28 protein-coding genes are annotated in these 26,191 nt (G+C 68.1%); 12 read left to right on the forward strand and 16 right to left on the reverse strand.

Translation table 11 applies throughout. The annotated features are described in order from the left end of the window. Positions 1-3 precede the first annotated feature (3 nt). Positions 4-801, reverse strand: coding sequence for a crotonase/enoyl-CoA hydratase family protein (locus AX692_RS04115; protein WP_073975377.1), 798 nt, complete (start codon positions 799-801; stop codon positions 4-6). A 123-nt stretch (positions 802-924) separates the two neighbouring features. On the opposite strand from AX692_RS04115, the gene AX692_RS04120 reads away from it, so the two are divergent. Then, complete coding sequence (locus AX692_RS04120) at positions 925-1,941, forward strand: VacJ family lipoprotein (protein ID WP_073975376.1); 1,017 nt, start codon at positions 925-927, stop codon at positions 1,939-1,941. On the opposite strand, the gene AX692_RS04125 is transcribed toward AX692_RS04120, so the two are convergent. From AX692_RS04125 to rpe, 8 genes are all read right to left on the reverse strand, one after another. Continuing rightward, a complete protein-coding gene (locus AX692_RS04125) occupies positions 1,938-2,540 on the reverse strand; it encodes a hypothetical protein (RefSeq protein WP_073976978.1) in 603 nt (200 codons plus the stop codon). The two genes, AX692_RS04120 and AX692_RS04125, sit on opposite strands and share 4 nt — an antisense overlap. Further along, positions 2,537-4,468, reverse strand: a complete 1,932-nt coding sequence (dxs, locus tag AX692_RS04130) for a 1-deoxy-D-xylulose-5-phosphate synthase (RefSeq protein ID WP_073975001.1) — start codon at positions 4,466-4,468, stop codon at positions 2,537-2,539. Before dxs ends, AX692_RS04125 begins: the two co-directional genes overlap by 4 nt. Positions 4,469-4,540: 72 nt before the next feature. Then, positions 4,541-5,005 (reverse strand): Fur family transcriptional regulator, encoded by a 465-nt coding sequence (locus tag AX692_RS04135; RefSeq protein WP_073975002.1) that lies wholly within the window; start codon positions 5,003-5,005, stop codon positions 4,541-4,543. Between the two features lie 130 nt (positions 5,006-5,135). Beyond that, positions 5,136-5,816, reverse strand: a complete 681-nt coding sequence (msrA, locus tag AX692_RS04140) for a peptide-methionine (S)-S-oxide reductase MsrA (protein ID WP_073977569.1) — start codon at positions 5,814-5,816, stop codon at positions 5,136-5,138. A gap of 4 nt (positions 5,817-5,820) precedes the next feature. After that, positions 5,821-6,018, reverse strand: coding sequence for a hypothetical protein (locus tag AX692_RS04145; RefSeq protein ID WP_073973565.1), 198 nt, complete (start codon positions 6,016-6,018; stop codon positions 5,821-5,823). A 386-nt stretch (positions 6,019-6,404) separates the two neighbouring features. Then, positions 6,405-8,006, reverse strand: a complete 1,602-nt coding sequence (gene purH, locus AX692_RS04150; RefSeq protein ID WP_073973553.1) for a bifunctional phosphoribosylaminoimidazolecarboxamide formyltransferase/IMP cyclohydrolase — start codon at positions 8,004-8,006, stop codon at positions 6,405-6,407. A gap of 8 nt (positions 8,007-8,014) precedes the next feature. Continuing rightward, positions 8,015-9,883, reverse strand: coding sequence for a heparinase II/III family protein (locus AX692_RS04155; protein WP_073973552.1), 1,869 nt, complete (start codon positions 9,881-9,883; stop codon positions 8,015-8,017). Next, positions 9,884-10,546, reverse strand: a complete 663-nt coding sequence (gene rpe / locus AX692_RS04160) for a ribulose-phosphate 3-epimerase (RefSeq protein WP_073973551.1) — start codon at positions 10,544-10,546, stop codon at positions 9,884-9,886. Positions 10,547-10,791: 245 nt separating this feature from the next. On the opposite strand from rpe, the gene AX692_RS04165 reads away from it, so the two are divergent. After that, a complete protein-coding gene (locus tag AX692_RS04165) occupies positions 10,792-11,319 on the forward strand; it encodes a DUF2141 domain-containing protein (protein ID WP_073973550.1) in 528 nt (175 codons plus the stop codon). 64 nt (positions 11,320-11,383) lie between these two features. Here AX692_RS04165 and AX692_RS04170 read toward each other — a convergent pair whose 3' ends face one another. The 3 genes from AX692_RS04170 to AX692_RS04180 form a co-directional block, all read right to left on the reverse strand. Further along, complete coding sequence (locus AX692_RS04170; RefSeq protein ID WP_073973549.1) at positions 11,384-12,289, reverse strand: hypothetical protein; 906 nt, start codon at positions 12,287-12,289, stop codon at positions 11,384-11,386. Beyond that, positions 12,286-13,320 carry a diacylglycerol/lipid kinase family protein gene (locus AX692_RS04175; RefSeq protein WP_073973548.1) on the reverse strand — a complete coding sequence of 345 codons (1,035 nt, stop codon included), beginning with the start codon at positions 13,318-13,320 and terminating at the stop codon, positions 12,286-12,288. The genes AX692_RS04170 and AX692_RS04175 overlap by 4 nt, the downstream gene beginning before the upstream one ends. Positions 13,321-13,536: 216 nt before the next feature. Then, positions 13,537-13,977, reverse strand: coding sequence for an Lrp/AsnC family transcriptional regulator (locus tag AX692_RS04180; protein WP_073973547.1), 441 nt, complete (start codon positions 13,975-13,977; stop codon positions 13,537-13,539). A 136-nt stretch (positions 13,978-14,113) separates the two neighbouring features. Between AX692_RS04180 and ald the strand changes: the two genes are divergently transcribed. Next, positions 14,114-15,208 (forward strand): alanine dehydrogenase, encoded by a 1,095-nt coding sequence (gene ald / locus AX692_RS04185; RefSeq protein ID WP_073973546.1) that lies wholly within the window; start codon positions 14,114-14,116, stop codon positions 15,206-15,208. Positions 15,209-15,304: 96 nt separating this feature from the next. Next, the gene (locus AX692_RS04190; RefSeq protein WP_073973545.1) at positions 15,305-17,149 is read left to right on the forward strand and encodes a DUF885 domain-containing protein; all 1,845 of its coding nucleotides are present in this window, start codon (positions 15,305-15,307) and stop codon (positions 17,147-17,149) included. Here the strand turns inward: AX692_RS04190 and AX692_RS04195 are convergent. Genes AX692_RS04195 through AX692_RS04210 form a run of 4 tightly spaced genes read right to left on the reverse strand, consistent with a single transcriptional unit; the run spans position 17,142 to position 20,666 of the window. After that, positions 17,142-17,531, reverse strand: coding sequence for a copper resistance protein CopC (locus tag AX692_RS04195; protein WP_073973544.1), 390 nt, complete (start codon positions 17,529-17,531; stop codon positions 17,142-17,144). The two genes, AX692_RS04190 and AX692_RS04195, sit on opposite strands and share 8 nt — an antisense overlap. Positions 17,532-17,553: 22 nt before the next feature. Next, the gene (locus AX692_RS04200) at positions 17,554-18,525 is read right to left on the reverse strand and encodes a copper resistance protein B (protein WP_073973543.1); all 972 of its coding nucleotides are present in this window, start codon (positions 18,523-18,525) and stop codon (positions 17,554-17,556) included. Then, positions 18,522-20,231, reverse strand: a complete 1,710-nt coding sequence (locus AX692_RS04205) for a copper resistance system multicopper oxidase (RefSeq protein WP_073973554.1) — start codon at positions 20,229-20,231, stop codon at positions 18,522-18,524. Before AX692_RS04205 ends, AX692_RS04200 begins: the two co-directional genes overlap by 4 nt. Before the next feature lie 12 nt (positions 20,232-20,243). Further along, positions 20,244-20,666, reverse strand: a complete 423-nt coding sequence (locus AX692_RS04210) for a MerR family transcriptional regulator (protein ID WP_073973542.1) — start codon at positions 20,664-20,666, stop codon at positions 20,244-20,246. Positions 20,667-20,742: 76 nt separating this feature from the next. Here AX692_RS04210 and AX692_RS04215 point away from each other — a divergent pair, with 76 nt between their 5' ends. From AX692_RS04215 to AX692_RS04250, 8 genes are all read left to right on the forward strand, one after another. Continuing rightward, on the forward strand, positions 20,743-21,495 hold the full coding sequence (locus AX692_RS04215) for a MauE/DoxX family redox-associated membrane protein (protein ID WP_073973541.1): 753 nt from the start codon (positions 20,743-20,745) through the stop codon (positions 21,493-21,495). A gap of 468 nt (positions 21,496-21,963) precedes the next feature. Beyond that, the gene (locus tag AX692_RS04220) at positions 21,964-22,269 is read left to right on the forward strand and encodes a hypothetical protein (RefSeq protein WP_073973540.1); all 306 of its coding nucleotides are present in this window, start codon (positions 21,964-21,966) and stop codon (positions 22,267-22,269) included. Continuing rightward, positions 22,259-23,167, forward strand: coding sequence for a relaxase domain-containing protein (locus tag AX692_RS20440; protein WP_230961032.1), 909 nt, complete (start codon positions 22,259-22,261; stop codon positions 23,165-23,167). The genes AX692_RS04220 and AX692_RS20440 overlap by 11 nt, the downstream gene beginning before the upstream one ends. Further along, complete coding sequence (locus AX692_RS20445) at positions 23,122-23,919, forward strand: hypothetical protein (RefSeq protein WP_230961033.1); 798 nt, start codon at positions 23,122-23,124, stop codon at positions 23,917-23,919. Before AX692_RS20440 ends, AX692_RS20445 begins: the two co-directional genes overlap by 46 nt. 91 nt (positions 23,920-24,010) lie before the next feature. Beyond that, complete coding sequence (gene parA / locus AX692_RS04235) at positions 24,011-24,712, forward strand: ParA family partition ATPase (protein WP_073977015.1); 702 nt, start codon at positions 24,011-24,013, stop codon at positions 24,710-24,712. Continuing rightward, the gene (locus AX692_RS04240; protein WP_073973233.1) at positions 24,709-24,975 is read left to right on the forward strand and encodes a ribbon-helix-helix domain-containing protein; all 267 of its coding nucleotides are present in this window, start codon (positions 24,709-24,711) and stop codon (positions 24,973-24,975) included. Before parA ends, AX692_RS04240 begins: the two co-directional genes overlap by 4 nt. A gap of 149 nt (positions 24,976-25,124) precedes the next feature. Further along, complete coding sequence (locus AX692_RS04245) at positions 25,125-25,454, forward strand: hypothetical protein (RefSeq protein WP_073977014.1); 330 nt, start codon at positions 25,125-25,127, stop codon at positions 25,452-25,454. An 85-nt stretch (positions 25,455-25,539) separates the two neighbouring features. Then, positions 25,540-26,064, forward strand: a complete 525-nt coding sequence (locus AX692_RS04250) for a hypothetical protein (protein WP_073975528.1) — start codon at positions 25,540-25,542, stop codon at positions 26,062-26,064. Positions 26,065-26,191: the final 127 nt, after the last annotated feature.

Below are 26,191 nucleotides of genomic sequence, written 5' to 3' on the forward strand. Positions count from 1 at the left end.
CTCCTATTCGCCCGTGAACACCGCAGGCCGCTTCTCGATGAGCGCCGCGACGCCTTCCGCATGGTCGGCGGTGGTGTGCATCATCGCCTGGGTGTTGGCGGCGAGTTCGAGCGCGGTGTCGTAGCTCACCTGCTGGCCCTGGCGCAGCAGGTTCTTGGTGTGGCGCAGCGCGTGCGGGGGGAGGAGCGCGATCCGGCCCGCGAGCGCGCGCGCCTCGTCCATCAATGCCTCGGGCGGAACCACACGGCTGACGAGGCCCCAGTCCTTCGCGGTGGCGGCGTCGATCACGTCGCCGGTGTAGAACAGCTCGGCCGCGCGGCTCATCCCGATCACGCGCGGCAGGATCCAGGTGCCGCCGTCGCCGGGGATGATCCCGAGCTTGAGGAAGGTCACCCCGAACTTCGCGGTCTCGGACGCGATGCGGATGTCGGCGAGGCAGGCGACATCACACCCCAGCCCGATCGCCGGGCCATTGACCGCCGCGATCAGCGGAACGCGCAGGCCATACAGGGCGCGCAGCATCAGGTGGATGTTGTCGCGGTAGCCGTCCGAGATCGCCGGGGTGGTGCCGCCGAAGGTGCCGGTCCTGTCCCGCATCGCCTTGACATCGCCGCCCGCGCTGAACGCCCGCCCCGCACCGGTCAGGATCACCACCCGGCATTCCATGTCTCGGTTGATCGCAGTGAGGGCACTGACGAACGCGTCCCCGTCGCCCGGTGCGCCGAGCGGGTTCATGCTTTCCGCGCGGTCGAGCGTGAGGATCGTGACGGGGCCTTCACGGCTTATCTGGATGAGGGACATGGGGGCCTTTCGCGGGGCTTCGGGGGCTGGTCAGGCTTGCGTAAAGATCGCGCGGGTAAAGGGCAAGAATCGTGGAAGACGCGCGCCTATCGTGGGGGCAATGGCGCAGGTGAAAGGAATGCGATGGCCGGACTTGCGCTGCTTTCGACCTCGCCCGCGCTGCTGAGCGCCGTACTCGGCGCGGCCCAGCCTGCCGCCGACCAGGTGGCGCTGCCGTCGCCGCCACCCCTTCTCGAGCGCCGCGCGGTGCTGCCGCTCTCCTTCAGCCTGGCCGCAGTCCAGGATACCCCCGAAGGCCCGCCAAAGCCGCAGCCGGACAGCGCGCCGCCGGTCGGCGAGATCGTGGTCCAGGGCGAAGTCGGCCCGCCCAAGAGCGATCCGATGGAAGCGATCAACGAAGAGAGCTTTCGCGCCGTCCAGGCGGTCGACGGCGCGCTGGTCGAACCGCTTGCGCGGGGCTATCGCGACGGGCTGCCCGAGCCGATCCGGGACGGACTGGGCAACGTGGTGCGCAACCTCGGCGAGCCGAGCAATGCGCTCAACTTCCTGCTGCAGGGCAAGGTCGGCAAGGCGTTCGAGACCCTCGGGCGGCTGGCGATCAACACCACCGTGGGCGTGGGCGGGCTGTTCGACGTGGCGGGCAAGAAGGCCGATCTGCCCTATCGCCGCAACGGCTTCGGCAACACGCTCGGCTTCTACGGGGTTGGGCCGGGCCCCTATCTCTACATACCGGTGACCGGCGCGACGACGGTGCGCGATCTGGGCGGACGGATCCTCGATCAGCTGCTGCTGCCGACGGTGGTGGGCGAGCCGTTCAACCGGACCGAGTACGCGGTCGGCTATTTCGTGATCAACGGCCTCGACCAGCGCCTCGCCTTCGACGAGGAAATCGCGGGCATCCGCGCCTCGGACGATCCCTACCGTCTGCGCCGCGAGACCTACCTCGCCCAGCGGCGACGTGATATCGCCGCGCTGAAGGGCGAACCGATCTCGGAACGCGACCGGATGTGGCTGGAGGAGCTGGAGGCGCTGAAGGCGGCGGCGCGCGCGGCTCCCGACAGTTCGCCGCCGGCCGAAAGAATCACGCCGGTGGAGCCGCCCGCCAATCCGGAAGGTTTGTTGATCACGAAGCCGCGCTAGGGCGCTGGTCGTCCCAGCGTGAGATCGGCGATAACAGAGGCCTGCATCAGGCACCCCATCGTCTCGGCCATCGCCACCATCGCATCTGGGGACGCGGAGCGCTGTGCCATCCAGTCGTCCGAGAGCAGGGTGTAGCCTTCCTTCTGCACCAGCGCGCCCTCGGCATCGGCGCCGCAGAAGGTCTCGACCCGCTCGGCGAGCGCGGCATTGCTTTCGTCGGGCAGGCGTTCGGGCGGAGGGCCGCGCTCGGGCTCCCTGGCAAAACGCGCGCGCGCCTCGGCCAATTGGCGCGGGCGCGCAAAGCTTGCCCGGATCGGCGCGAACCGCGGGGTCAGCTCGGGGGAGAATTCGTAGTTGTAGAAAGTGGTGTCTAGCGCCTTTGCCGCGCAGGTCAGCTGCTCGTCGGTGGCGGCGGTGTCGCTCACCCGCACCACCGAATACTTGGCCTTGTTCCGCCCGACCCACACCTGCTTGAAGCCGCAGGCCTCGATCACGGCGCGCATCGGCTTGGGATCAAGGTGTTTGTAAGGCGGGATTGCCGGAGCATCGGCGGGCGGCGCTGCCTGAAGCGTCGCAGCCAGCGCCGCTGCGAGGATCAAGCCCGCGCCTCCTCGCCCGCCTCGATCCCGGCGCTGTTGTGCTTCAGCGCCTTCAGCACGGTATCGACGATCTGCGGCGCGTTGAGCCCGGCCTGATCATATTGCTTCATCGGATCGTCGTGATCGATGAAGGTGTCGGGCAGGCGCAGCGTCCTCACTTTCAGCCCGTTATCGGTAAGGCCCTCGTCGCTCGCGAAGGTCAGCACATGCGCGCCCAGACCGCCGATGGCGCCTTCCTCGACCGTGACGATCACCTCGTGGGTGCGCATCAGGCGGGCGATCAGTTCCTCGTCCAAGGGCTTGGCAAAGCGCAGGTCTGCGACGGTGGTCGAGAGGCCCTTGGCCTCGAGCGTGTCGGCGGCCTTCAGCGCCTCGGTCAGGCGCGCGCCCAGCGAAAGGATCGCGACCTTCGCGCCCTCGCGCACGAGGCGGCCCTTGCCGATCTCGAGCTTGACCGGAACCTCGGGCATCGGGACCCCGGTGCCGTTGCCGCGCGGGTAGCGGAAGGCGATGGGGCCTTCGTCATACTCGGCGGCGGTGTAGGTCATGTGGACCAGCTCGGCCTCGTCGGCGGCGGCCATCACCACCATGTTGGGCAGCGTCGCGAGGTAGGTGATGTCGAAGCTCCCCGCATGGGTCGCCCCGTCGGCGCCTACCAGCCCCGCGCGGTCGATGGCGAAGCGGACAGGCAGGTTCTGGATGCACACGTCGTGCACCACCTGGTCATAGGCGCGCTGGAGGAAGGTCGAATAGATCGCCGCGAAGGGCCGCATGCCCTCGGCAGCCAAGCCCGCCGCGAAGGTCACCGCGTGCTGTTCGGCGATGCCGACGTCGAAGGTGCGCGCCGGGTGCGCCTTGGCGAACTTGTCGACCCCCGTGCCCGAAGGCATGGCTGCGGTGATGGCGCAGATGCGCTCGTCGGTCTCGGCGAGCTTGGCGAGGGTCAGGCCGAACACGTCCTGATAGGCGGGCGCGGAGGGCGCGCTCTTGGCCTTCTCGCCGGTGATGACGTTGAACTTGGGCACGCCGTGATACTTGTCGGCGGAGTTCTCGGCAGGCGCGTAGCCCTTGCCCTTCTCGGTCACGACATGGATCAGCACCGGGCCTTCGGAGGTGTCGCGCACGTTTTCCAGCACGGGGAGCAGGTGGTCGAGATTGTGCCCGTCGATCGGCCCGACGTAGTAGAAGCCCAGTTCCTCGAACAAGGTGCCGCCGGTCACCATGCCGCGGGTGAATTCCTCGGCCTTGCCGATTGCACCGTGCAGACGGCGGCTCATCTTCTGGATCGTCCGGCTGGCAAGGCTGCGGATCCCGAGATATTCGCTCGAGGATACCATCCGGGCGAGGTAGGCCGAAAGCCCTCCCACCGGCGGCGCGATCGACATGTCGTTGTCGTTGAGGATCACGATCAGCCGGTTGCCCGCCTGCGCGGCGTTGTTCATCGCCTCGTAGGCCATGCCGGCGCTCATCGAGCCGTCACCGATCACCGCGATCCCGCGCCCCGGCCGGCCCTTGAGCTTGTTGGCGATGGCAAAGCCGAGCGCCGCGCTGATCGAGGTCGAGGAATGCGCCGCGCCGAAGGGGTCATATTCGCTCTCGGAACGCTTGGTGAAGCCGGATAGGCCGCCGCCTTGCCGCAGCGTGCGGATGCGGTCACGCCGCCCGGTGATGATCTTGTGCGGGTAGCACTGATGGCCGACGTCCCACACCAGCTTGTCCTCGGGGGTATTGAAGACATAGTGGATCGCGACGGTCAGCTCGACCACGCCGAGCCCCGAGCCGAGATGCCCGCCGGAAACGCTCACCGCGTCGATCATCTCGGCGCGCAGTTCGTCGGCGAGCTGGCGGAGCTGTTCGGGCTTGAGGCGGCGCAGATCGTCGGGCGTGTCAACCTGATCGAGCAGGGGAGTGTAAGGCGGCTGTGTCATAACCTCTAGCCTTACACCCGCCTTTCGGCCGTGTCGATCAAGGGTTGAGGCAGATCAACGCAGAAGGCAACATCACGCGCATTGTTTGCAAAGACCGCGGATCTCCAGCACCGGCCGAGTCGCCTGGAACTGGCGTGCGGCGGCGATCGCGCGCACCGCGCGGCTCACGTCCTCGTCATCGACATGCGCGGCCTCGCCGCATTCGTCGCAGACGAGGAAGATGCAGTCATGCGCGCAGCCCGGGTGGGTGTTGGCGAGATAGGCATTGGCGCTTTCGACCCGCATCGCGAGGTTGCCCGCCACGAACAGGTCGAGAATGCGGTAGACCGAGTTGGGCGCGACCCGCTTGCCGCGCAAGCGCGAAAGGTTGTCGGCGATGTCATAGGCCGAGACCGGACGATCGTGCCGGGCGAGTTCGGCGAAGACAGCCTCGCGCATCGATGTCCACTGCTCGCCCGACGCGATCAGCGCCCGCGCGGCCTCGGAGACGAGATCCTCGCCGGCCAGTTCCCGGTGGCTGTGTGCGTGCTGCGGCATGCCTGCGAATATAATGGGCTATGCGGGCAAGCGCCAGTAGGGTTGGTGTCGCTCCCGCCGACGGTTCGCTCGGCGGCGGGAGAGGTCGTTCTTGTCGGCCTGCCGCTTCGCGGCTTGAGGGCCTGGGGGCTTACCCCGCATCCTTGAGGAAGGTCGCGCGGTAGATGCCCGGGTACATGCGCTTAAGGGCGGCCACCTTGGGAGCGTCCCAGCGCCGGATGTAGCCGTGCGTCGGGTTCGCCAGCATGAAGTCCTGATGATAGGCTTCCGCGGCGTAGAAGGCCTTGTAGGGTTCGATCCGGGTGACGATCGGCTTCGCCCACAGCCCCGACTTGCCGAGCTGCGCGAGGTAGGCCTTGGCGACCGCGTCCTGTTCGGCGCTCATCGGCACGATCGCGCTGCGGTACTGGGTGCCCACGTCCGGGCCCTGCCGGTTCTTGAGCGTCGGATCGGCGACCACCGAGAAGAAGATCCGCAGCAGCTGGTCATAGCGCACCACCGCTGGATCGTATGTGATCTTTACCGCCTCGGCGTGATCGGTGACGCCGCTCGAGACGAGGTCGTAGGTCGCGCTCTTGCGCGTGCCGCCGTGATAGCCCGAGACCGCGCTCTTGACGCCCTTGACGTGGCTGAACACGCCCTCGACGCCCCAGAAGCAGCCGCCGGCGAAGACCGCGGTCTTGAGGCCTTTGGCTTCCTTGGCGACGCGCGTGGCGGCGGGGGCGGCGACGGGCTCCTCGGCCAGCGCGGGGCCCGCGCAGGCACTCAGCGCCAGCGACCCGGCGACGAGGAATGCGGCGAATTTTTTCATCGGATCAACCCTTGTCAGGCGCGATCACGAACTCGGCTGCGGGGGCGGGGACGCCATTGGAGGTGGCGTTCAGTTCGGCCGCTTGCGCAGGCGAGGCCATCGCGCCGCTCCAGCCTTCCGCGTTCGCGCCGACGATCAGCACCGCCCCGAGGACGAAGCCGATGCCGAAATTGCGGAACAGGTCGGAAGAGAAGAGGCGCATTGGGGACTCGTGAATCGCGTAAGTTTCCGCCGGTGCTATGCCCGCGGCCGGATTGCGGCGGGATGAACTGGCGACAGGCCGTATTAGGGTCGCGGCCCTATACTGGTTACGGAAGCGGTGAAAAATAGTTGCGGTTAAGAGGGATGCGGGCCGAGCCGTGCGGGGCCTGCGACGAATGCGGGGGATTGCTTAGGGCGGCCTCCGGAGCAACAGCGCGTGCCCCTCCCCCACCCTGCGGGTGGTCCCCCTCCCCCTAGGGGGAGGATTGCTCCACCATCGGCGCGGCACGCGCCGCGAGCGCACGCGCGCGAGCCGCAGGTGCCCCGTAGCGCAGCGGAGGGAACAGCACCGAGGACGAAGGGGCGGAGGCCCCTTCGCAAAACCAATCAGTGCCGGAAATGCCGCATCCCGGTGAACACCATCGCGAGGCCGGCTGCGTCGGCGGCGGCGATCACCTCGTCGTCGCGGATCGAGCCGCCCGGCTGGATCACGGCGGTCGCGCCCGCTTCGGCGGCGGAGATGAGGCCGTCGGCGAAGGGGAAGAAGGCGTCCGAGGCGACCGCGCTGCCGACCGTGCGAGGCACGTCCCAGCCGTGGGTCTCGGCGGCTTCCTTCGCCTTGATCGCGGCAATGCGCGCCGAATCGCGGCGATTCATCTGGCCTGCGCCGATCCCGGCGGTCGCGCCGTCCTTGGCGTAGACGATGGCGTTGGACTTGACGTGGCGCGCGACCGTCCAGGCGAAGAGGCAGTCCTTCAATTCCTGTTCGGTCGGCGCGCGCCTGGTCACGACCTTGAGGTCACCGGCGGCAATCGCGCCATTGTCGCGCGACTGGATCAGCACGCCCCCGGCGATGGTCTTCAAGGCCAGCCCGCCGCGGCGCGGGTTCGGCAGGGCGCCGCATTCGAGCAGGCGCAGGTTCTTCTTCTTGGCGAAGATCTCGCGGGCCTCGGCCGAAACCGAGGGGGCGATCACGACTTCGGTGAAGATCGCACTGATCGCCTCAGCGGTGGCGGCATCAAACTCGGTGTTCACCGCGACGATCCCGCCGAAGGCCGAGACGCTATCGCACGCCAGCGCCGCTTCCCACGCCGAGAGCAGCGAGCCGCCCTGCGCCACGCCGCAGGGGTTGGCGTGCTTGACGATCACGACCGCCGGTTCCTGCCCGGCAAACTCCGCCGCCAGTTCCAAGGCCGCGTCGGCGTCGTTGAGGTTGTTGTAGCTGAGCTCCTTGCCCTGAAGCTGCGTCGCCTGCGGCACGCCCGCGGTGCCCGAAACCTGCGGTACGTAGATCGCCGCGCTCTGGTGCGGGTTCTCGCCGTAGCGCAGCGTGTCGGCGCGCTTCAGCGCCATGGGGAGCGTCTCGGGGAACAGGGTCGGCTCGTCGCTGGCGGCGGGCGAGAAGGCGAACCAGCTGGCGATCGCGCTGTCATAGGCCGCCGTGCGGGCATAGGCCTTGCCTGCCATGCGGATGCGGAAGGCAAGCGACGTCGCGCCGTCATTCGCCGCCAATTCCTCCAGCAGAGCCGGGTAATCGGCAGGATCGGTCAGGATCGTCACGAAGCCATGATTCTTCGCCGCCGAACGCACCATGCTCGGTCCGCCGATGTCGATGTTCTCGATCACCTCTTCGCGGGATGCGCCCTTCGCGACGGTTGCCTCGAAGGGGTAGAGGTTGACCACCACCAGATCGATCGCGCCGATCCCGTGGGCCTCCATCGCGGCGACGTGTTCGGGGTTGTCGCGCAGGGCGAGCAGCCCGCCGTGGACCGTGGGGTGAAGCGTCTTCACCCGCCCGTCCATCATCTCGGGGAAACCGGTGAGGTCCGAGACGTCCTTCACCGTCAGGCCCGCCTCGCGTAGCGCCTTGGCGGTGCCGCCGGTGCTCACAAGTTCGACACCCCGCGCCGCCAGTTCGCGGCCCAGGTCCGCCAAACCGCTCTTGTCGGACACTGAGAGCAGCGCCCGCCGGATCACACCATCGGTCATGTCGAAAGCTATCCCGTCTTCTTGAAGCGCCAGGAGAATTGTCCCCCGCTGCGCAATGCCAGTCCCTCGATCACCAGCTGCTCGGTCGCGTGCGGGCGGCCGTCGCCGTCGACCCACAGGCTGTCCTCGGCGTGCAAGGTGATGTCCTCGGCGCCGCCCCTATCGCCGCCGAGGCGGAATTGCCAGAGCCGACCATCGGGCAGCAGCAGGCTCGCCCCGCGCTTGTCGGGGGCAAGCTGCACCTCGACCCCGCGCCCGAGGTGGAACCGGATCGCAAAGCCGATCTTGCCGCGCTTGCCGCCCCGGCTGGTGGGGACAAGGATGTCCTCGCCCGCCAGTTCGGTGCCGTCGCCCGAGAGGGTGAGGATGCGCTGGTGGGTGAGGCCGAAGCGCCCCGCATAGCCATCGTGCGCGGCCTCGATCCGGGTGGCCTCGCGAAAACCGGGGCGGGCAATCTGGCGGCGGTCGAGTTCGACCGCCTCGACCCCCTTGCCGAGCTTGCCGTGGAGCAGCACCGCGGTCGAATTGGCGTTGTCGAGCACCAGTGTCGAAAAGGCGGCAGTCGCGCGCAGGCCCTGGCCGATGCGCGCGGGCACCTGTCCGCCCGCCAGCGCCGCGCCGCCGCAATTGACGATGATCCGCTGCGGCCCGTCGCTGAGCTCGAAGGCGAGGGTCGAGGCGCATCCCGTCCGGGCGTGCTTGCTGCGCGGGGGCGGTGCGGTGTCGAATTGCAGCAGCGTCTCGCCTGCCCTGATGCGCTGGTAGCCCCAGCCCTGAGCCTGCGCGAGCGGCCGCGTGCGCACGCCGCTCGCCTCGATCACGGCGTTGACGCGGTCGGCGGGAATCGCTCCCTGCCCCTGCCAGCATCCCAACGCTCCGTCGCCGTGGCGCAGAGCGAGCAGCGGCGGCACCAGCAGTTCGCGCATCACCGCCAGCGCGGGGGGCGGGGTGACCGCAGCCGCCGCGTAGCAGGCGATGAGATCGGTCAGCAGTCGGATCGCCTCGAGCTGCGCAGCGGGGCAGCGCGACAGCACGCCGCCATCCTCGCCCACCATGTCGCCCAAGGCGGTGACCAGCCCAGCCTCGCCGAACAGCCGCCGCGGCTTGCCGTGGGGGAGCAGCAGCCCTGCCGCCACGACGCCCGCCCAGGCGGCGACCTGCCCGAAGCCCGCAGGCTCTTTCGGCGCATGCTTGTCGAGCCAGCCTGCCGTCTCGGCGATGGCGGCAAGCAGCCGCGCCTTCAGGCCCTTGTCATTGCCGCCGAGCATCAGCGGCGCGTGGACCAGCCATGCGACGAGGCGCAGGCCCGCCAGCTCCGCCTCCCACGCCGGTCCCTTGCCCGGAGTGGTGTGGGCATGGAGCCATAGCCCGGCGATCCGCTCGGCCACCGCGGCGCCATCGGTGCGCGGCGCGCTGGCGGCGAGATCGGCGAGCCAGCCGAAGGAATGCACCACCCGCTCGACCCCGGGGGCATGATGCGCGCTGACCGAGAAATCGAAGCTCGCAATCGGCAGGCGCGCGCCGTGGATCAGGAAATGCCCGGTGCGCAGTGCGGTGCCTGCGGTGCGGTCACCGCGGTTCGGGCTCTCGACAGTGGCCGTGACGCGGGTCGCCTGGGGGCGGCGGAAGGGGGCGGCGATGGCATGGCCGGGGATGCCGATGCGATAGGCGAGCCGGATCAGCGCCTCGCCCGGGCCCGAGCGCACGGCGATGACGTCACTCAGCGCCAGCGCCCGGGACGGCTCCTCGACCGGCGGCGGCGTGGCCTCGGCGCCCGGCTCGGGCGCGCTTCCGAGCATCAGCACCGGCGCATCCGCAACCCGCTCGACCAGCGCCTCGGCGCGGGTCGCGGCAGGGGAGCGCAGCAGGCTCGCCACTTACCTCGCGCCCTTCAGCGCGGCGATGTTGGCGGCGTAGTGATCGGCCCCGCCCCTGAAGGTCGCCGAGCCCGCCACCAGCACGTCGGCCCCCGCCTCGACGCACATCCGCGCGGTTTCGGCATTGACGCCGCCGTCGACCTCGAGCCGGATCATCCGGCCCGAGCGCGTGATCATCGAGCGGATGCGCGCGATCTTGTCCAATTGCGAGGGGATGAAGCTCTGCCCGCCGAAGCCGGGGTTGACGCTCATCACAAGGATGAGGTCGGCAAGGTCCATGAGGTTGTCGAGCACCTCGACCGGCGTGCCGGGGTTGATGACCACGCCGGCCTGCTTGCCCAGCGCCTTGATCGCCTGAAGCGTGCGGTGAATGTGCGGCCCGGCCTCGGGATGGACAGTGATGATGTCCGCGCCTGCCTCGGCAAAGGCCTGAAGGTAGGGATCGACCGGCGCGATCATCAGGTGGACATCGAAGGGCTTGGCGGTGTGCGGGCGCAGCGCTTTCACGACGTCGGGGCCGATGGTGATGTTGGGCACGAAATGCCCGTCCATGACGTCGATATGGATCCAGTCGGCGCCGGCCGCATCGACGGCGCGGACTTCCTCGCCGAGGCGCGCGAAATCGGCGGAGAGGATCGAAGGGGAGATCAGGGGCGTGGTCATGGCGCGGGCGCGTGAGCCTTTCTGGGACGCTTGAGCGGACATAGGGGCCCTGCGATTCGCGCGACAAGGCGATTTGTCTGCTTTTCCACCGCGCGGGGCAGGCGAATGTGTCGGAATCGGTCAATTAAGCCGCAATTCAGGCAGATCGCGGCATAGCGCGCAGGCTATCCCGATGGCGCGCGGCCTGCCCCTCTCCCCCTTGGCTTGCGCGCCTGTTCTGCCGCCCCTACCTTGCGAGCCTGCCCATGACCGTCCTTTCGCCCTCTTCCCCTCGCCTTGCCCGCCGCGCTGCGGCTGCGCTCGGGCTGGCGGCCGTCATCGCCGTGCCGGCCGCAGCGCAGGGCTATGCCTACGGGCGCGCGATGAACAACGACCTGTCGCAATGCGCCGCGGGCAAGGGACCGGCGGTTCACATCACCGTGACCGGGCTTAAGTCGGCGTCGGGCAACCTGTTCGTGCGCGCCTATCCCGCCACCAAGGCCGATTGGCTGGTGAGCAAGCGCTATGTCATGCGCGTCGATGCGCGGCCCCAGGCGGGCAGCATGACGGTCTGCGTCCCGCTCCCCGCCGAAGGTGCCTTCGCGATCGCTGTGCAGCATGACGCCAACGGCAACCGCAAGACCGATATCTCGACCGACGGGGCGGGGATGTCGAACAATCCGGGGATCAAAAAGATCCTCGGCATCGTCCCGCAGGCGCCCTCGGTCGACAAGGCCCGCTTCACCGCGGGCCCGGGGGTCACGCGCATGACGATCCGGATGCAGTATCTTTGAGGGAACCGGCCCGGCCGCGCGGCCCTGCTCCGACAGGCCGCATCTGGCCTGTGCGAGAGACGCCCTAGCGCTGCCGGCGGCGATGCTGGCTCAGATCCCACAACACCTGCGGCGCGGCCAGTAGCGGGAAGCGCTCGCGGAACGGCGTCAGCTTGACCGGCATGCCGGTGTGCCGCTCGATCTTCCACGCGGCATAGCGCGCCGCGCCCTCGAAGGTGGTGCTCGCCTTGACGAGGCGCAGCAGGTTCAGGGGCTTGCCCAGGCGGCGGCGGCGCTTCCACCAGCCGAGAATGCGCGCGCGCTCGGCCGGCATCAGGCGCGGGGTGAGGATGGTGCCACGGAGGCCCGGCGCGATCCCGGCAGCCTCGAGCGCGAGCGGCAACAGCCCCTCGAAGTGCTCGGCGTTGACCGCGAGGATGTCGTTCTCGCGCCCGCGCTTCTCGACCCGGAACTCGGCGCTGTAGGTGGCGCGGAACAGCGCGCGCCAATAGTCCTCGGCGGTGCCGCTTACCGGGCCCAGGGCTGCGGCCAGCCGCGCCGCGGTGGTGGCGGCTGCAGCGACGGCGGCAATGACCTCGGCACGGGCGTTTTCGTCGGCAGCCCAGATCAGGCAGCTCGGCTGGACGAAGCGCGCCCAGATGGTGGTGTCGGCCAGCTCGCCGCCGGCCGCCTTGGCGAAGGTCGAAAGGCGCATGCTTGCGACCTTGGCGCGCAGCGTCGTGCCCGCAATCGCGCGCTCGTGATAGGAAACCCGCGGCCAGATCGCGCTCTCGCGCTCGCCGGGCAGCAGCAGGTAGAAATCGAGCACGCCGTCGAGCGAGCCGGTGCGCAGGTTCGACCCGTAGAACAGCACCGCGACCGCCCCAGCCGAGCTGGCGAGGGCGCGCGCGAAATCGGCGACGGCGGGGTCGACCGGGGTGGCAAGGCGCGCTGCGATCCGTTCGGCAAGCGCCTCGGCGCTGCCGCTCATGGTGCGACGAAGGCGAGCTCCGGCCCCTGCTCGATGCGATAGTCGCCTGCGGGGAAGGCCTCGCCATCGAGGATGAACTGGTCGCCGATCGACAGGCTGAACTGGGTCGCGGCGAGCTGGTGGATGCCGCGTTCGCGCAGACCGCTCCTGAGCTTGCCGGTGATGATCAGCGGCACCAGCGCGGTGGTGCGGCGCGGGATCTGGTCGACGGCGACCAGCTTCAGACCGCTGCGGAGCGCGCCGAAGGGCCGGATCCCGGCAGGAAGCCGCTCGAGCGTCGAGGCGAACAGCAGCTGGCGCATCGCCGGATCGCCGTGGCCGCTATGCTCCATCGGGGCGTCCGCCGCGCCGAGCCCGATCGCCATCTTCGCGCCGCGGCGCCAGGCATTGCCGCGCCCGGCGAACAGCGATTGCAGCAGCGCCCAGATGCCGGTCACCGCCACCACCATGCTGTCGAAAGCGCCCAGCTTGTGCGCGCTCTGCCCGGCCTGCGTCGCCTTGGTGAAGGCGCCCGCACCGAGGATGAAGCCCGCCACGCGCTTGCCCGGCTCGCGCGCCGGCGACACAAGCATCGGCCGGCGATGGACACGGCTGCCGTGATCGAGCGCGTCGATCGCGTCCTGCAGGCCCCAGTCCTCGGGCACGCCGAGATCGACGGTGAGCGCATTGGTCTTGCCCTTGGGCAACACCGCGATGGTCGGCCAGTCGTCGCCGAACACCGCCTGGCCGCAGGTCAGCACGTCGCGCACCGTGCCGTCGCCGCCATTGATGACGAGGAGGTCAATGCCCTTGGCGGCGAATTCGGCCAGCGCCTGCGGCAGCTGCCCGCGCTCGCGCGGCTGGGCGATGTGGACATGCGGGCAGATGCCGCAATCGAAATCGGCGCCGAGATTGCGGTGGCTGCGCGGATTGTAGATCACGCCGACGGTAGGAGCCTGCCCTGCATCGCGCACGCGCCGCACCCGGGCGCGCGCCTTGGCTGCGGGGTCGACCCGCGGGATCTGGGCAAATTCGTAGATCGGCGTTGCCATATTTGTCCTATACCCGTCGGAAAACTAACTTTCTACTGCAATCCTGACCCTGAACTGTAACAGAACGGGATACGCCAGATTGGCGCTTTCCCGCAGAAAACAAGGGGGATGCGACGAAATCTAGTCCGCGCGGGACGAGCGTCTTTCATCGATTTGCCATCAATGTACCGAAATTGCCGCAATCCGCCCCGTCCGGGCGGTCTGCCGGGTCGGGACTCAGTCGCCGCCTTCGAGGGTGCGGATCGCAAACTGGCTCACCAGCCGCTGCACCCCGGGGAGCGCCGAGAGGATCTCGCGGTGGATGCGCTCGTAGCTGTCGTCGCCCGGCACCAGCACCTTGACGAGATAATCGGACTGGCCGCTCATCAGGTGCGCCTCGGCAACCTGGCGGGTGCGGGCAAGCGCCTCCTCGAAGGCAAGCATGGTCGCTTGGCGCTGGTCGGTCAGGGTGACCTGCACGAACACGGTCGAGGGGTTGCCCCGCGCCGCGCGGGATAGCCGCGCGCGGTAGCCGAGGATCGCGCCGCTCTCCTCCAGCGCCTTGACCCGCCGGTGCGCGGCCGAGGGCGAGAGGCCGACGCGCTCGCCGAGCGCCTCGCCGGTGAGGCGCGAGTCCGCAGCCAGCAGATCAAGAATTGTCCGGTCGATGCGGTCCATGCGGGATTTTCATGCGTCATCCGAACGCGCTGCGCAAGATTCTCCCGGCGCATCGCCCCGTCATGCCGATCATTGCGAAGAACCCGCTCGCCCCTCCTGCTACAAGGCGCGCGAGAGAGCAGAGCAGGAGATCCCCATGCGCGTCGGCGTTCCCACCGAGATCAAGAATAACGAATACCGCGTCGGCCTCACCCCCGCGGCGGTTGCCGAGTTGGTGCGGGCGGGGCACGAGGTGGTGGTGCAGGCGGGCGCCGGGAGCGGTGTGGATTTCGCCGACGCCGCCTATGTCGCCGCTGGCGCGCGCATCCTGCCCGATGCCCCCGCAGTGTTCGCGGCCGCGCAGATGATCGTCAAGGTCAAGGAGCCGCAGGCGGCCGAGATCGCCATGCTGCGCCCCGATCACCTGCTGTTCACCTACCTCCACCTCGCCGCCGACAAGCCGCAGACCGAGGGCCTGATGGCGAGCGGGGCGACGTGCATCGCCTACGAGACCGTCACCGCCCCCGACGGCTCGCTGCCGCTGCTGAAGCCGATGTCGGAAGTCGCCGGGCGCATGTCGGTGCAGTGCGGGGCGCATTACCTCGAAAAGCACCAGGGCGGGCGCGGGGTGCTGCTCGGCGGTGTGCCCGGCGTCGAGCCGGGCCGGGTGGTGATCATCGGCGGCGGGGTCGCAGGGGTCAATGCCGCGCAGATGGCGGTCGGCCTGCGCGCCGACGTGACGATCTTCGACATCTCCAACCGCCGCCTGGCCGAGCTCGACGCGCAGTTCGGCAACCGCATCCGGACCGCCTTCTCCTCCTCCGCCGCGATTGCCGAGGCGGTCGCCGGAGCCGATCTCGTGATCGGGGCGGTGCTGGTGCCCGGGGCCGCTGCGCCCAAGCTGGTGACGCGCACGATGATCGCGAGCATGCGCCCGGGCGCGGTGGTGGTCGACATCGCGATCGACCAGGGCGGTTGCTTCGAGACCAGCCGGCCCACCACCCACGAGGACCCGGTGTTCACCATCGACGGCGTGATCCACTACTGCGTCGCCAACATGCCCGGCGCGGTGGCGCGCACCTCGACCATCGCGCTCGGCAATGCGACGCTGCCTTTCGTGCTGAAGCTGGCGAACAAGGGCGCGGACGCGGCGATGGCGGGCGACCCGCATCTGGCGGCGGGGCTCAACGTGTCGGGCGGCAAGCTCCACATCGCGGCGGTGGCGCAGGCGCTCGGGCTCCCGCTCGGCTGAACCATCGACGGCGCTCGACGAAATGGGCTTCATCGGCTCGCCCTTGGCCGCTACGCCAGAGGTTCACGCAGCGGTGCTGCGCAAGGGGACCTATCGATGACGCACAAGCTCGCTTACAGCCTCGCCATGGCGCTTGCCGCCGCGACGCTGCCTGTCGCCACCTCGGCCCAAACCGCCCCCGCTCCGGTTGGCGCGCAGAGCGAGGACGCGCGGCTCACCGCTTTCCTCGACGCCGAGTTCGCGACCTGGGTGAAGACCCAGCCGCAGCTGGCGACGCGGCTCGGGATCAAGCAGGGCGGCGACCGCTGGAACGACAATTCCGACGAGGCCGCCCGCGCCGAGGTCGAATGGCGCAAGGCAAGTGCCGCGCGGATGCAGGCGCAGTTCGACCGCGCGAAGCTTTCGCCCGCGGCGCAGGTCCATTACGACATCTGGGCGCTCGAGGCCGAGCGGGCCGAGGTCGCGCTCGCCAACCGGCTTTACCGACCGCCGTTCTATTCGCGGCTCTATTCGGCGCACAGCCAGCTCCCCGATTTCCTGATCAACACCCACTCGGTCGCCGATGTGGTCGATCTGGAGAACTACATCGCGCGGTTGAAGGGCATGCCCGCAGTGCTGGCGGGTGCACTCGAGCGGACGCAGGCGAGCCAGCAGGCCGGGATCAACCCGCCGCGCTTCCAGCTGGAGACGATCATCGAAGGCAGCCGCAGGCTGACCTCGGGCGCGCCCTTTGCGGAGGGCCCCGATGCCGCGCTGTGGGCCGACGTGAAGGCCAAGACCGCGGGGCTGGTCAGCGCGGGCACGCTCCCGCAGGCAGAGGCCGATGCGCTGCTTGCCGAGGCCAGAGCCGCAATCCTCGCGCTCCAGCCCGCCTACGCCGCGATCATCGCCTGGGCCGAAGCAAGCCTGCCGACCGCACCCAGCGGCAAGGTCGGCGCGCTGACCCTTCCGGGCGGGCTCGAATATTACGAGCGCGAGCTGAAGCTCGTCACCACCACCGACATAACCGCTGCCGAGATCCACGCGACGGGCCTTGCCGAAGTCGCCCGCATCGAGGCCGAGCAGGATGCGCTCGCCCGCCAGGCCGGGTTCGCCGACCGCCACGCCTTCTATGCCGAACGCAAGCGCCTCTACCCGCCCCGCCAGTATGACGACGCGGCGCGCAAGGAATATCTCGACACCGCCAACGCCTTCGTCGCGCGCACCCGCAAGCTGCTGCCCGACTGGTTCGGCGAGCTGCCCGCCTACGGGATCGAGGTGGTGCGCGAGCCCGCCTTCTCCGAAGTCGCGGGCGGTGCAGCCCATGCCTCGGCGCCGAGCCCGGACGGCAAGCGCCCGGCCAGGACCTATGTCCATCTCGTCGGCACCGTGCCCGACCCGGCGGCGATGTACACGCTGATGTGCCACGAGGCGGTTCCGGGCCACAACATGCAGGGCGACATCCAGGTGCGCCAGCAGGGCGGGCCCAGGTTCCGCAGCGTGACCGGCTATGTCTCTTTCGGTGAGGGCTGGGCGCTCTATGCCGAGGCGGTGTGCAAGGAGATGGGCGCCTATCCCGACATCGCGGCAGACTTCATGCGCCTCGATGCCGAGCTGTTCCGCGCCGCGCGGCTGGTGGTCGACACCGGCATCCACGCGCTCGGCTGGACCGAGGACGAGGCGGTCACCTACATGAACACCACCGGCCGCCAGCCGATCGAGCGCGCGCGTTCCGAGGTGCGGCGCTACATCACGCTCCCCGGGCAGGCGACCGGCTACAAGATCGGGATGCTCAAGATCATGGAACTGCGCGCGCGGGCGGAGAGGACATTGGGCGCGAAGTTCGACGTCAAGGGCTTCCACGACCTGCTGATCGCCAGCGGATCGCAGCCGCTCTCGATCCTCGAGCGGCGGGTGGACGAGTGGATCGCCCAAGTCGCCTCAGGCCGCGCCGTCAGCTGACGTCGAAGCTGACCTTGCCCGTCATCACGCGGCCGTCGGCCCCGGCGGCCTGCCAGCGCACGTCATAGGTGCCGGCGGGCAGGGGCTTCTTCAGGGTCAGCGTCATGGTCTTGCCGTCGGCCGACCAGCTGGGGGTGAAGTTGCGGATCAGCATCTCGGGGTGATCCTTCATCCCCGGCATCGCGGTCATGACGATGTTCGCGCTGGCCTTGGCGGGATTGACCTTCTCGGAGAAGGTGAGGGTGACCACCTTCGTGCCCTTGGCCTTGGTGCCTTGCTTGGGGGTCGAGGCGGCGAGCTTGACCTGCGCGATCAGTGGCGCGGCAGGGGCGAGCGTTGTGAGGGCGAGGCCGGCGGCGGCGAGAAGTGCAGGGAAGCGCATGGGGGTAACGTCCTTCGTGTTGTCAGAACCAGAAACGGATGCCGGCCAGGAAGCTGGTGGCGGAAGTGCCTTCACCTCTTGCCCGCGCGAAATCGGCGCCTGCACCGGTGCGCCATGATTGCTCGATGCCGATATAGGGCGCGAATTCGCGGGCGAACTCGTAGCGCAGTCTCGCGCCGACCTCGATCTGGTCGAGCCCCGCGCCGATGCCAAGCTCCGGCACGTCCTGCGCGGAGAGATTGGCCTCGATACGCGGCTGGAGGATCAGACGCTGGGTGATGCGCTGGTCGACCTCGGCCTCGATCCGGGCGGTGAGATCGCCGCGGTGGGACAGGAAGAGCGCCGCATCGACCTCGAACATGTAGGGCGCAAGGCCCTGGATGCCGATGACCGCGTGGGTGGTGTCGGGGCCAGCGATATCGTGGCGGATGCCGGCCTGAAGATCCCAGAACGGCGCGACCGCCTTGGCATAGAGCGCCTGCAGCTCGGCATCCTCGGGCGCGCTGCCCCATTCGCCTTCGCCTTCGGACTTGAACCACAGCCGCTCGGTCGGGCCGCCGTAATAGCCCTGGATGTCCCAGAGGTAGGCGTCCGCACCGTCGCGGATCTGGGTTTCGAGCCGGTCGCCCTGGAACCAGAATACCGCGAAGTCACCATGCGTGCGCTGCAAGTCCGCGCGCGATGCGGCCATTGCCTCCGGCCCCCAGATCGCATCGGCGGCGCGCGGCGGCCCGCCCCCGGCCTCGGGCGGGGGCGGGGTTTCCATGATCGGCCCGGGCGATGGGTCGGTTTCGGGGTCGGCCTCGCCCATGGCGTGCCCGGCATGAGGGTCCTCTTGCGGGGCCGACATGGCGTGCCCGGCGTGAGGGTCCGGCGCGGGGGCGGGGGCAGGCGCGGGCATGGCGTGGCCTGCATGCGGGTCTTGCGCCGCGAGCGGCGCGGCGGCGAGCAGGACGAGCGCGGGCAGAGCAAGGGCGGGCAGGGCGATCCTCATTCGCCCTGCTCCGGCCCCATCACCGTCACGGTCTGCATCATCCCACCATGCATGTGGTAGAGCAGGTGGCAGTGGAACGCCCAGTCGCCGGGCGCATCCGCCGTCAGATCGAACTGCGCACTCGCGCCCGGCTGGACGATCACCACGCTCTTCCTCGGCTGCTGCGCGGGCGTCTCGCCGTTGACCAGCGTGAAGAACATCCCGTGCAGGTGGATCGGGTGCGCCATCATGGTGTTGTTGACGAGCTTCACCCGCACCCGCTCGTTCCACGCGAAGCGGATCGGCTTGTCGTGGACGGCGGAATACATCTCGCCGTCGAAGGACCACATGTAGCGTTCCATGTTGCCGGTGAGGTGCAGCTCGATGAGGCGCGAGGGCTCGCGGGTGTCGGTGTTCGGCTCCAAGGCCGAGAGCATCCGGTAGTTGAGCACCCGGTGCTCCACATCGCGCAGGCCGAGGCCCGGATCGCCGAGCTTGTCGACCGGGGCCATGGAGACCATGTCGATCCCCGGCCCCACCTTCACATCGGGCGGCAGCAGCAGCGTGTCGCGCATTTTCATGCCCTCCATGCTGTGCCCTCCGTGTCCGCCGTCGCCGTGGTTCATCCCCATGTCGCCCATGTCGAGCAGTGGCGGCGGGCGCAGCGGCGGGATCGGCGCGCGCGCACCGGGGCGGCTCGTCAGCGTGGCGAGCGCCATGCCGGAACGGTCCATGCTCTCGGCGACGATGCTATAGGCATCGGCGCGGGGCTGGATGATGACGTCGTAGGTCTCGGCCGTGCCGATCTGGAACTCGTCCACCTCGACCGGCGCGACGTTCTGCCCGTCCGAGGCGATCACCGTCATCGGCAGGCCGGGGATGCGCAGGTTGAAAAAGGTCATCGCCGAGCCGTTGATGACCCGCAGGCGGATGCGCTCGCCGGGGGTGAAGAGATATTCCAGCCCCTCCTTCGGCCCGCGCCCGTTGGCGAGGTAGGTGTAGGTCGATCCGGTCACATCGGCGATGTCGGTCGCGGGCATGCGCATCTCGGCCCACATCCGCCGGTCCTCGGCCGAGAGCGGGTAGTCGTCTGCCCAGGCGGTCTGCTGGTAGTTGAAATAGCCCTCGCCCTTGCGCAGCCGGTCCATGATCTTGTGCGGATGGAGCGGGGTGAACTCGCTCAGCAGCAGGATGTAGTCGCGATCATATTCGGCCGGCTCCGCGCCCGCCGGATCGATGATCAGCGGGCCGTAGTGCCCCTGCTGCTCCTGCAGGCCGGAATGCGAGTGATACCAGTAGGTGCCCGATTGCCGGACCGGGAATTCATAGGAGAAGGTCTGCCCCGGCGCGATGCCGGGAAAGCTGATCCCCGGCACCCCGTCCATGTGGAACGGCACCAGCAGCCCGTGCCAGTGGATCGAGGTGTCCTCGGCGAGATGGTTGGTGACGTTGAGGCGGACGTTCTGGCCTTCCTTGAGGCGGATCAGCGGGCCCGGCACCGAGCCGTTGACCGCGATGCCGTGGCCCTTGCGGCCCTGCACCATGCGCGGGCCGTGCCCCACCGCGAGGTCGATCACCGCGCCCGACACGGCGTCGAAGCCGACCCGAATCGGCGCGCCGCCCTTACTGCTGTGCAGCGAATGGCCCTGCGCCCAGGCGGGCAGCGCGGCAAAGCCTGCCGCAGCACCGGCGGCACGGACGAAGCCGCGGCGTGAAATCGGGAACATGGTCATTAGGGCCTATACGTTGCGCGCGCGGCGAAAGTTTCTCTGGACGCCCTGATCGGGGGCGGGGGCGAAGGATGCGAGGATCGGGCAGGGGCCTTCCTCGCCCTTCGCGCAATCGGCGGCGAGGGTCTTGAGCGCGGTGCGCATCGTCTTGAGCGTCGCGATCTTCTCGTCGATCGCGGCGATCCGCGCCTCGGCCAGCGCACGCGCGGCGGCGCGGTCATTCTGGTCGAGATCGAGCAGCGTCGCGATCTCCTCGAGCGTGAAGCCCGCCGTCTGCGCCGCCTTGATCGAGCGCAGCCGCTCGAGATCGCCCTCGGTGTAGCGGCGCGCACCCTCGGCCCGCGGCGGCTCCGTGAGCAGCCCGCGGCGCTGGTAGAAGCGCACCGTTTCAACCGAGACACCGCCCGCACGGGCCAGATCACCGATTTTCATTTTGACCTCTTGAAACCGTACTACAGTACGGGACTTATATACGGGGCATCCGATAACTTTCAAGGGATGAATCACGATGAGTAACGAACCCCGCACCGCCGTCCTCCACCGCATGGTGATGCCCGGCCACACCTGCCCTTACGGACTCAAGGCGCGCCACCTGCTCAAGAGCCGGGGCTATGCCGTCGAGGACGTCCATCTCGTCACCCGCGAGGAGGTCGACGCGTTCAAGGCCCGGCACGGTGTTGCGACCACCCCGCAGACCTTCATCGATGGCGTGCGGATCGGCGGTTACGACGATCTGCGGCGCCACTTCGGCCTCAAGGTCGCCGATCCATCGGCCACCTCCTATCGCCCGGTGATCGCGCTGTTCGCGATGACCGCGCTGATGGCGATGGCGGCGGGATATGCGGTGGATGGTGCCGTGTTTACCCTGCGCGTCGCCGAGTGGTTCGTCGCCTTCTCGATGGTGGTACTGGCGCTGCTCAAGCTCCAGAATGTCGAGAGCTTCGCGACCATGTTCCTCAACTACGACCTGCTGGCCAAGCGCTGGGTGCCCTATGGCCGCATCTACCCCTTCGCCGAAGGGGCTGCGGGCGTGTTGATGGTCGCCGGCGTGCTCGACTGGCTGTCGATCCCGCTCGCGCTGTTCATCGGCACGATCGGCGCGGCGAGCGTGTTCAAGGCGGTCTATATCGACCGGCGCGAGCTCAAGTGCGCCTGTGTCGGCGGCAACAGCAACGTGCCGCTCGGCTTCATCTCGCTGACCGAGAACCTGATGATGGTCGCGATGGCGCTGTGGATGGCGGTGAAGCCGATGGCGATGTGAGGAGCACTTGGCGCACCCGACAGGATTGCTCCGCGGCTCACGCCGCTTCGCCATCTCCGCGCCTGCGGCGCTGCGATTCCGAACGAGGTTCGCACCATCATGAAACGCCAAAGGGGCGGCCCTCCTCGCGGAAGGCCGCCCCTTTGGCGCACCCGACAGGATTCGAACCTGTGACCTCTGCCTTCGGAGGGAAGTGGTTAATGACGAATCCGTCGGAAATCAGGCGGTTCCCCGCCTTTTGATTGCGGTACAAAACAAGAATTCGCGCGAAAATCTGTGGAAATGCACCGGAGTTGCACCGGACCCCCAGAGACGCGTTAGATCGGGAAGTCCACCAACGCAGAAACGAAAAACCGCTGGAAGGGCTGGCACCCTTCACAGCGGCAAATTTCATAGCGCGTCAGCTATGTCTTCCATTTACGCGAGCGGCGAATCGCGCGCAAGGGCAAACCTTGCGGGAGGTGCAAAATGAGCGCCTCCTTGGCCCATGGTGGCCTGCCACTAGGTGTCACCCATTTCAGTCTGGCTGATCTGATTGAGAAGATCGCGCCGGGGTCTTGTCGCGAGGAACGCCTGTCGGCGACTGCGGTCCGCGTCCTGAAGCACTACCTGCTCGGCTGCCGATCGTCCGACTTCGAGCCTGGCAAGATTTGCGGCGTGTGGGAGCAACCGCAGACCACGGCTCAGACGCTGCGGATTTCGACGAAGGTCCTGCACAACGCCGAAGCTGAGCTGGAGCGCGGCGGGTTCATTGAGCGGACCCATGGGCTATGAGACCGTGCCTGCCCGCAATGCCATCGACGGCGCATTCGAGATCAAGGGTGTGACGCGCGAGGCGGTCGAAGCCTTCTCGACCCGCCGCGCCGAGATCCTGGCTGAACTGGCCAAGGAAGACCGAGGCAGTGCGCGCGAGCGCGAGTTGGCGGCCCTGTCGACACGGCGCGGGAAGGAACTGGAGCCCGATGCGGCGCGGCAGGTCGCCGCTTGGAAAGAAACCGCCCGCGCCATCGGCTTCGATCCAGCCCGGCTGATCCAAAACGCCATGGCCCGCGCGGCAGGTGAGCAGACGGTCTGGTCGCGGGTCGTCGTTGGCCTTCGCGGCATCGGCGAGCGCGGCATGGCGATTGCCAGCGCCATGGGGCTGACGCCGAAGGATGGGGACCCGCTGGTGCCAGAGCGGCTCGGGCGGCTCGAACCGAAAGCCTTTGCCGCTGCGCAGGCGGTTGCCTCAGCCGCACGGGAGCTTGGCGAGCGCGAGGCAGCCTTCTCCCGCAATGACCTGATCCGTACAAGCCCTTTGCCCAGCTTCAACAGCAAGATCTCAGGCAAAGCCAGATCACCGAGAACCTACGGGCGCAGACCCCGCAGATGCAGGCTATCAACCGCGCGCTCGAACAGGGTGATGTCGCCCAAGCCTTCGCCGCGCTCAAACCTGCGACCATCGAAGTTGCGCCGGGCAAGATCCCCGATGCTGCCGCTGCCATGTGGGCCAACCTCCCCAAGGAAGAGCGCGACAACACCATCCTTCTGGCCGCAGGGCGCGCCATGCGCAGCGCGGGCAATGCCGCCGCGCAGGCGTCGCTCATCGATCGCGGCCAGATCAGCGCGCGGGGGATCAGACTCGAGGTGCTCGACCGGGTCACCGTCACCCGCGAAGGCGCGCGGCAGTTGAAGGGCTATCAGGAGGGGCGCGTTGTTGCCTTCGAGACCAACCTGACCAGACAGGGCTTGGCCCGCGGCGAACGCGGCACGGTCATCGGCATCAAGGATGGCAAGATCGAACTCGCCATGCCCGACGGCGAGATCCGCCGCTTCGATCCCGACCGCCTGCCGCGCAACCTCAAGCACGACGCGGTCACGATCTTCGAGCGCAAGCAAATCGACCTGCACGAAGGCGACCGCATCCGCTGGACCGCCAAGGACCCAGAGCGCGGGCTGCTCAACGGCGACATCGCCCATGTTGCGCGGATCGACGGCGACACCATCACCGTGAAGGCAGGCAACGGCCAGTTCCACGATCTGCCACGCGGCGATCCAATGCTCGAGCGGCTCGACCTTGCCTACGCCATCAACGTTCACGTCGCGCAAGGAATGACGGCCAAAGACGGCATCATCATGATGTCCGAGCGCGAGCGGATGCTCAACACCTCGGCCGCGTTTCTGGTCGCCGTGACCCGGATCGCGGAGAACGCGACGCTGGTGACCGACAACCCGGCACGTGTCGAGCGGCAGGTCGAGGCGCGCTCTGGCGAGAAAAGCAGCGCGATCGAGACCGCCCGGGAAAATGGCAACGCTCTCCCCTCCCCGACGGAGAAGAAGGACCGTGAACTGGTCTTGGAGCGGACACCCGAGCGCAGCGAACCGGGGCGCGGGTCCAGCGGACCAGATCTGTCGCGCGATCGCGGTTACGACTTCGGGATGTGACCGCGATGATGCCCCCGGATCCCTACGCCCGCACGTCCCGCACACTCGCACAGCCTCACATGCCCACATGTGAACATGAGGACCAACGCACATGAGCACGCCTTCACATCCCCACACCCATACATCAGCGCGGACAGTCGCGATCATCAGCCAGAAGGGCGGTGCCGGGAAGACCACGCTGGCGATCCATCTGGCCGCCGCGGCCGCCCGGGCGGGACGGGTCAGCCTGCTGATCGACACCGACCCGCAGGCCAGCGCCTCGCAATGGGCCGAATGGCGGCAGGGCGCGCCTCCCGAGGTGATCGACAGCGCCCCGCCGCGTATTCCGGCCAAGATCGCTGCGGCTGCCAAGCAGGGCGCCGAACTGATCGTGATCGACACCCCGCCCCACGCCGATCTCGCGGCCAGCAAAGCGGCCGAGTGCGCCGATCTGGTGTTGATCCCGTGCCGCCCCAGCGCGTTCGACCTCGCCGCCATGCGCACGACCATCCGTTTGGTGGAGCTGCTCGCGCGCCCCGCCTTTGTGGTGTTCACCGCCGGGCCGCCCCAGGCACCGCACATCTATGCCGATGCCCGCGAACTGGTGGCAGGCTTTGGCGGCCAGACCTGCCCCATCATCCTGCCGGACCGCGCTGCCTATCGTCATGCGGTCGCAGCCGGGCAGACCGTGTTCGAGCTCGATCCCGGCGGCAAGGCAGCGGGCGAGATTGAACAGCTGCACATGTGGGCATGTGAACAGCTCCACATGTCCACACGCTCACAGTCTCAGGCGCACAAGAGGAAATCCGCATGAACCGCTTTGCCAACCTTGCTGATCGGAAACCCAAGGATGACGGAGCGGCACCTGCGCCAACCGGATCCGCACCTGTCGTCGCTCAGGTTCCCACCCCGCCGAGCCGCGTCGGCCGCAAGGCAATCTCCGGCTACTTCGCGCCCGAGCTGTCGCTCGCTCTGCACACCTGTGCCCGCCGTCATGGTCTCAGCCTCCAGGACCTCATGGCCGAAGCCTTCGACGACGTCCTGCGCAAATATGGCGAGAGCCCGATTGGCCGCTAGTCGACCCCTGTGAACAAGAGAAAAGGCAGGATTTTGAGGGGTATGAGCTGAAGTGAGAATGTGAGAATATGCCCATGTGAACGTGTGAACATGTGGGCACCACCCCAAGGGCCCGTGCACCGACAGCCCTTCAATGACAGGAGATACCCATGCGACTGTTCCAATGGCTGACCGGCCTGTTCACCAGCTCGAGCACCCCGCCAAGCTCCTCCACCGACGAGGGGCCAAGGATAAACCCCGCCACCGGTCTTCCCATGATCACCCCCGGCATCGGCGGTGTCGATGTGGGCGGCAACCCCTTCGGCGTGAATCTGGACCGCCGGGACGACCACCACACTCACCACAGCCACAGCCACAGCCACCACGACCATCATCACCGTCATGACCATCACCACCATGATTTCGGATCGACCGGCAGCAGCTTCGATCACTGGTCGGGCACTGGCGCCGGCGGGTTCGATCATACGCGGAGCGATTGATGCAGCGCTGTACAGCGAGCTTCCATCGCGCTGACCGCTCGGTTGAACGCACCGGCGGCCCAACTATCAGAATCAGGAGATCACCATGACTGACTGCAACTCCAGCGACGTTCCGCATCTCGATACCTTGCCGCGCCCCGGCCTCATCTCGCGCGTCCGGTTCTTCGCGAGCCGTCACCCGGTCGCTGTCGCAGTGCCATTGGCACTCATCATTGCGTTTGGGGCAGCAACGCTCGTCGCATTCGCCCTTGAGTTCTCGCCCGAACGCAGGGGAGTGTTCATTCCCGGCTTGGTTGCCATCAGCCTGACCGCCGTCGGCGTGGTGATTTTGCCCGCCATTTCTCGCATGCACAGCATTGCCAGCAGCCGCGATATCGCCGCAGCTTTGGTCGCTGCAACCGACCGGGAACGGCCTCATTTGCTTACCGAGATCGAGGGGCGGCTCTCAAATCGCTATTGGCGCGCGCCAATGACCGTTTTCCAGCTTGTCATGATGTTCCGCGAGGTGAGGCAGGTCCACGGGGAACGCGCCTATCGCAGGCAGCTGCGGGAACAAGCAGCACGCGCCGAGCAGGAGAGGTGTCTCGCGAAGCTTGCGGAAACGCTGTGATTTCGGGCGGGAGGCGGGGTCGGCTAATGGCGGCTTTCAGGATCGCCTCACGCCTGCGCTTATGACCGATGATGGGTGGTTAGCTGTCTAAGCCCTCTCCCCTTGCGGGAGAGGGTTGGGAGAGGGG

This window comes from Erythrobacter donghaensis, assembly GCF_001557325.1.
In the GTDB taxonomy this organism is placed as follows: Bacteria; Pseudomonadota; Alphaproteobacteria; order Sphingomonadales; family Sphingomonadaceae; genus Erythrobacter; species Erythrobacter donghaensis_B.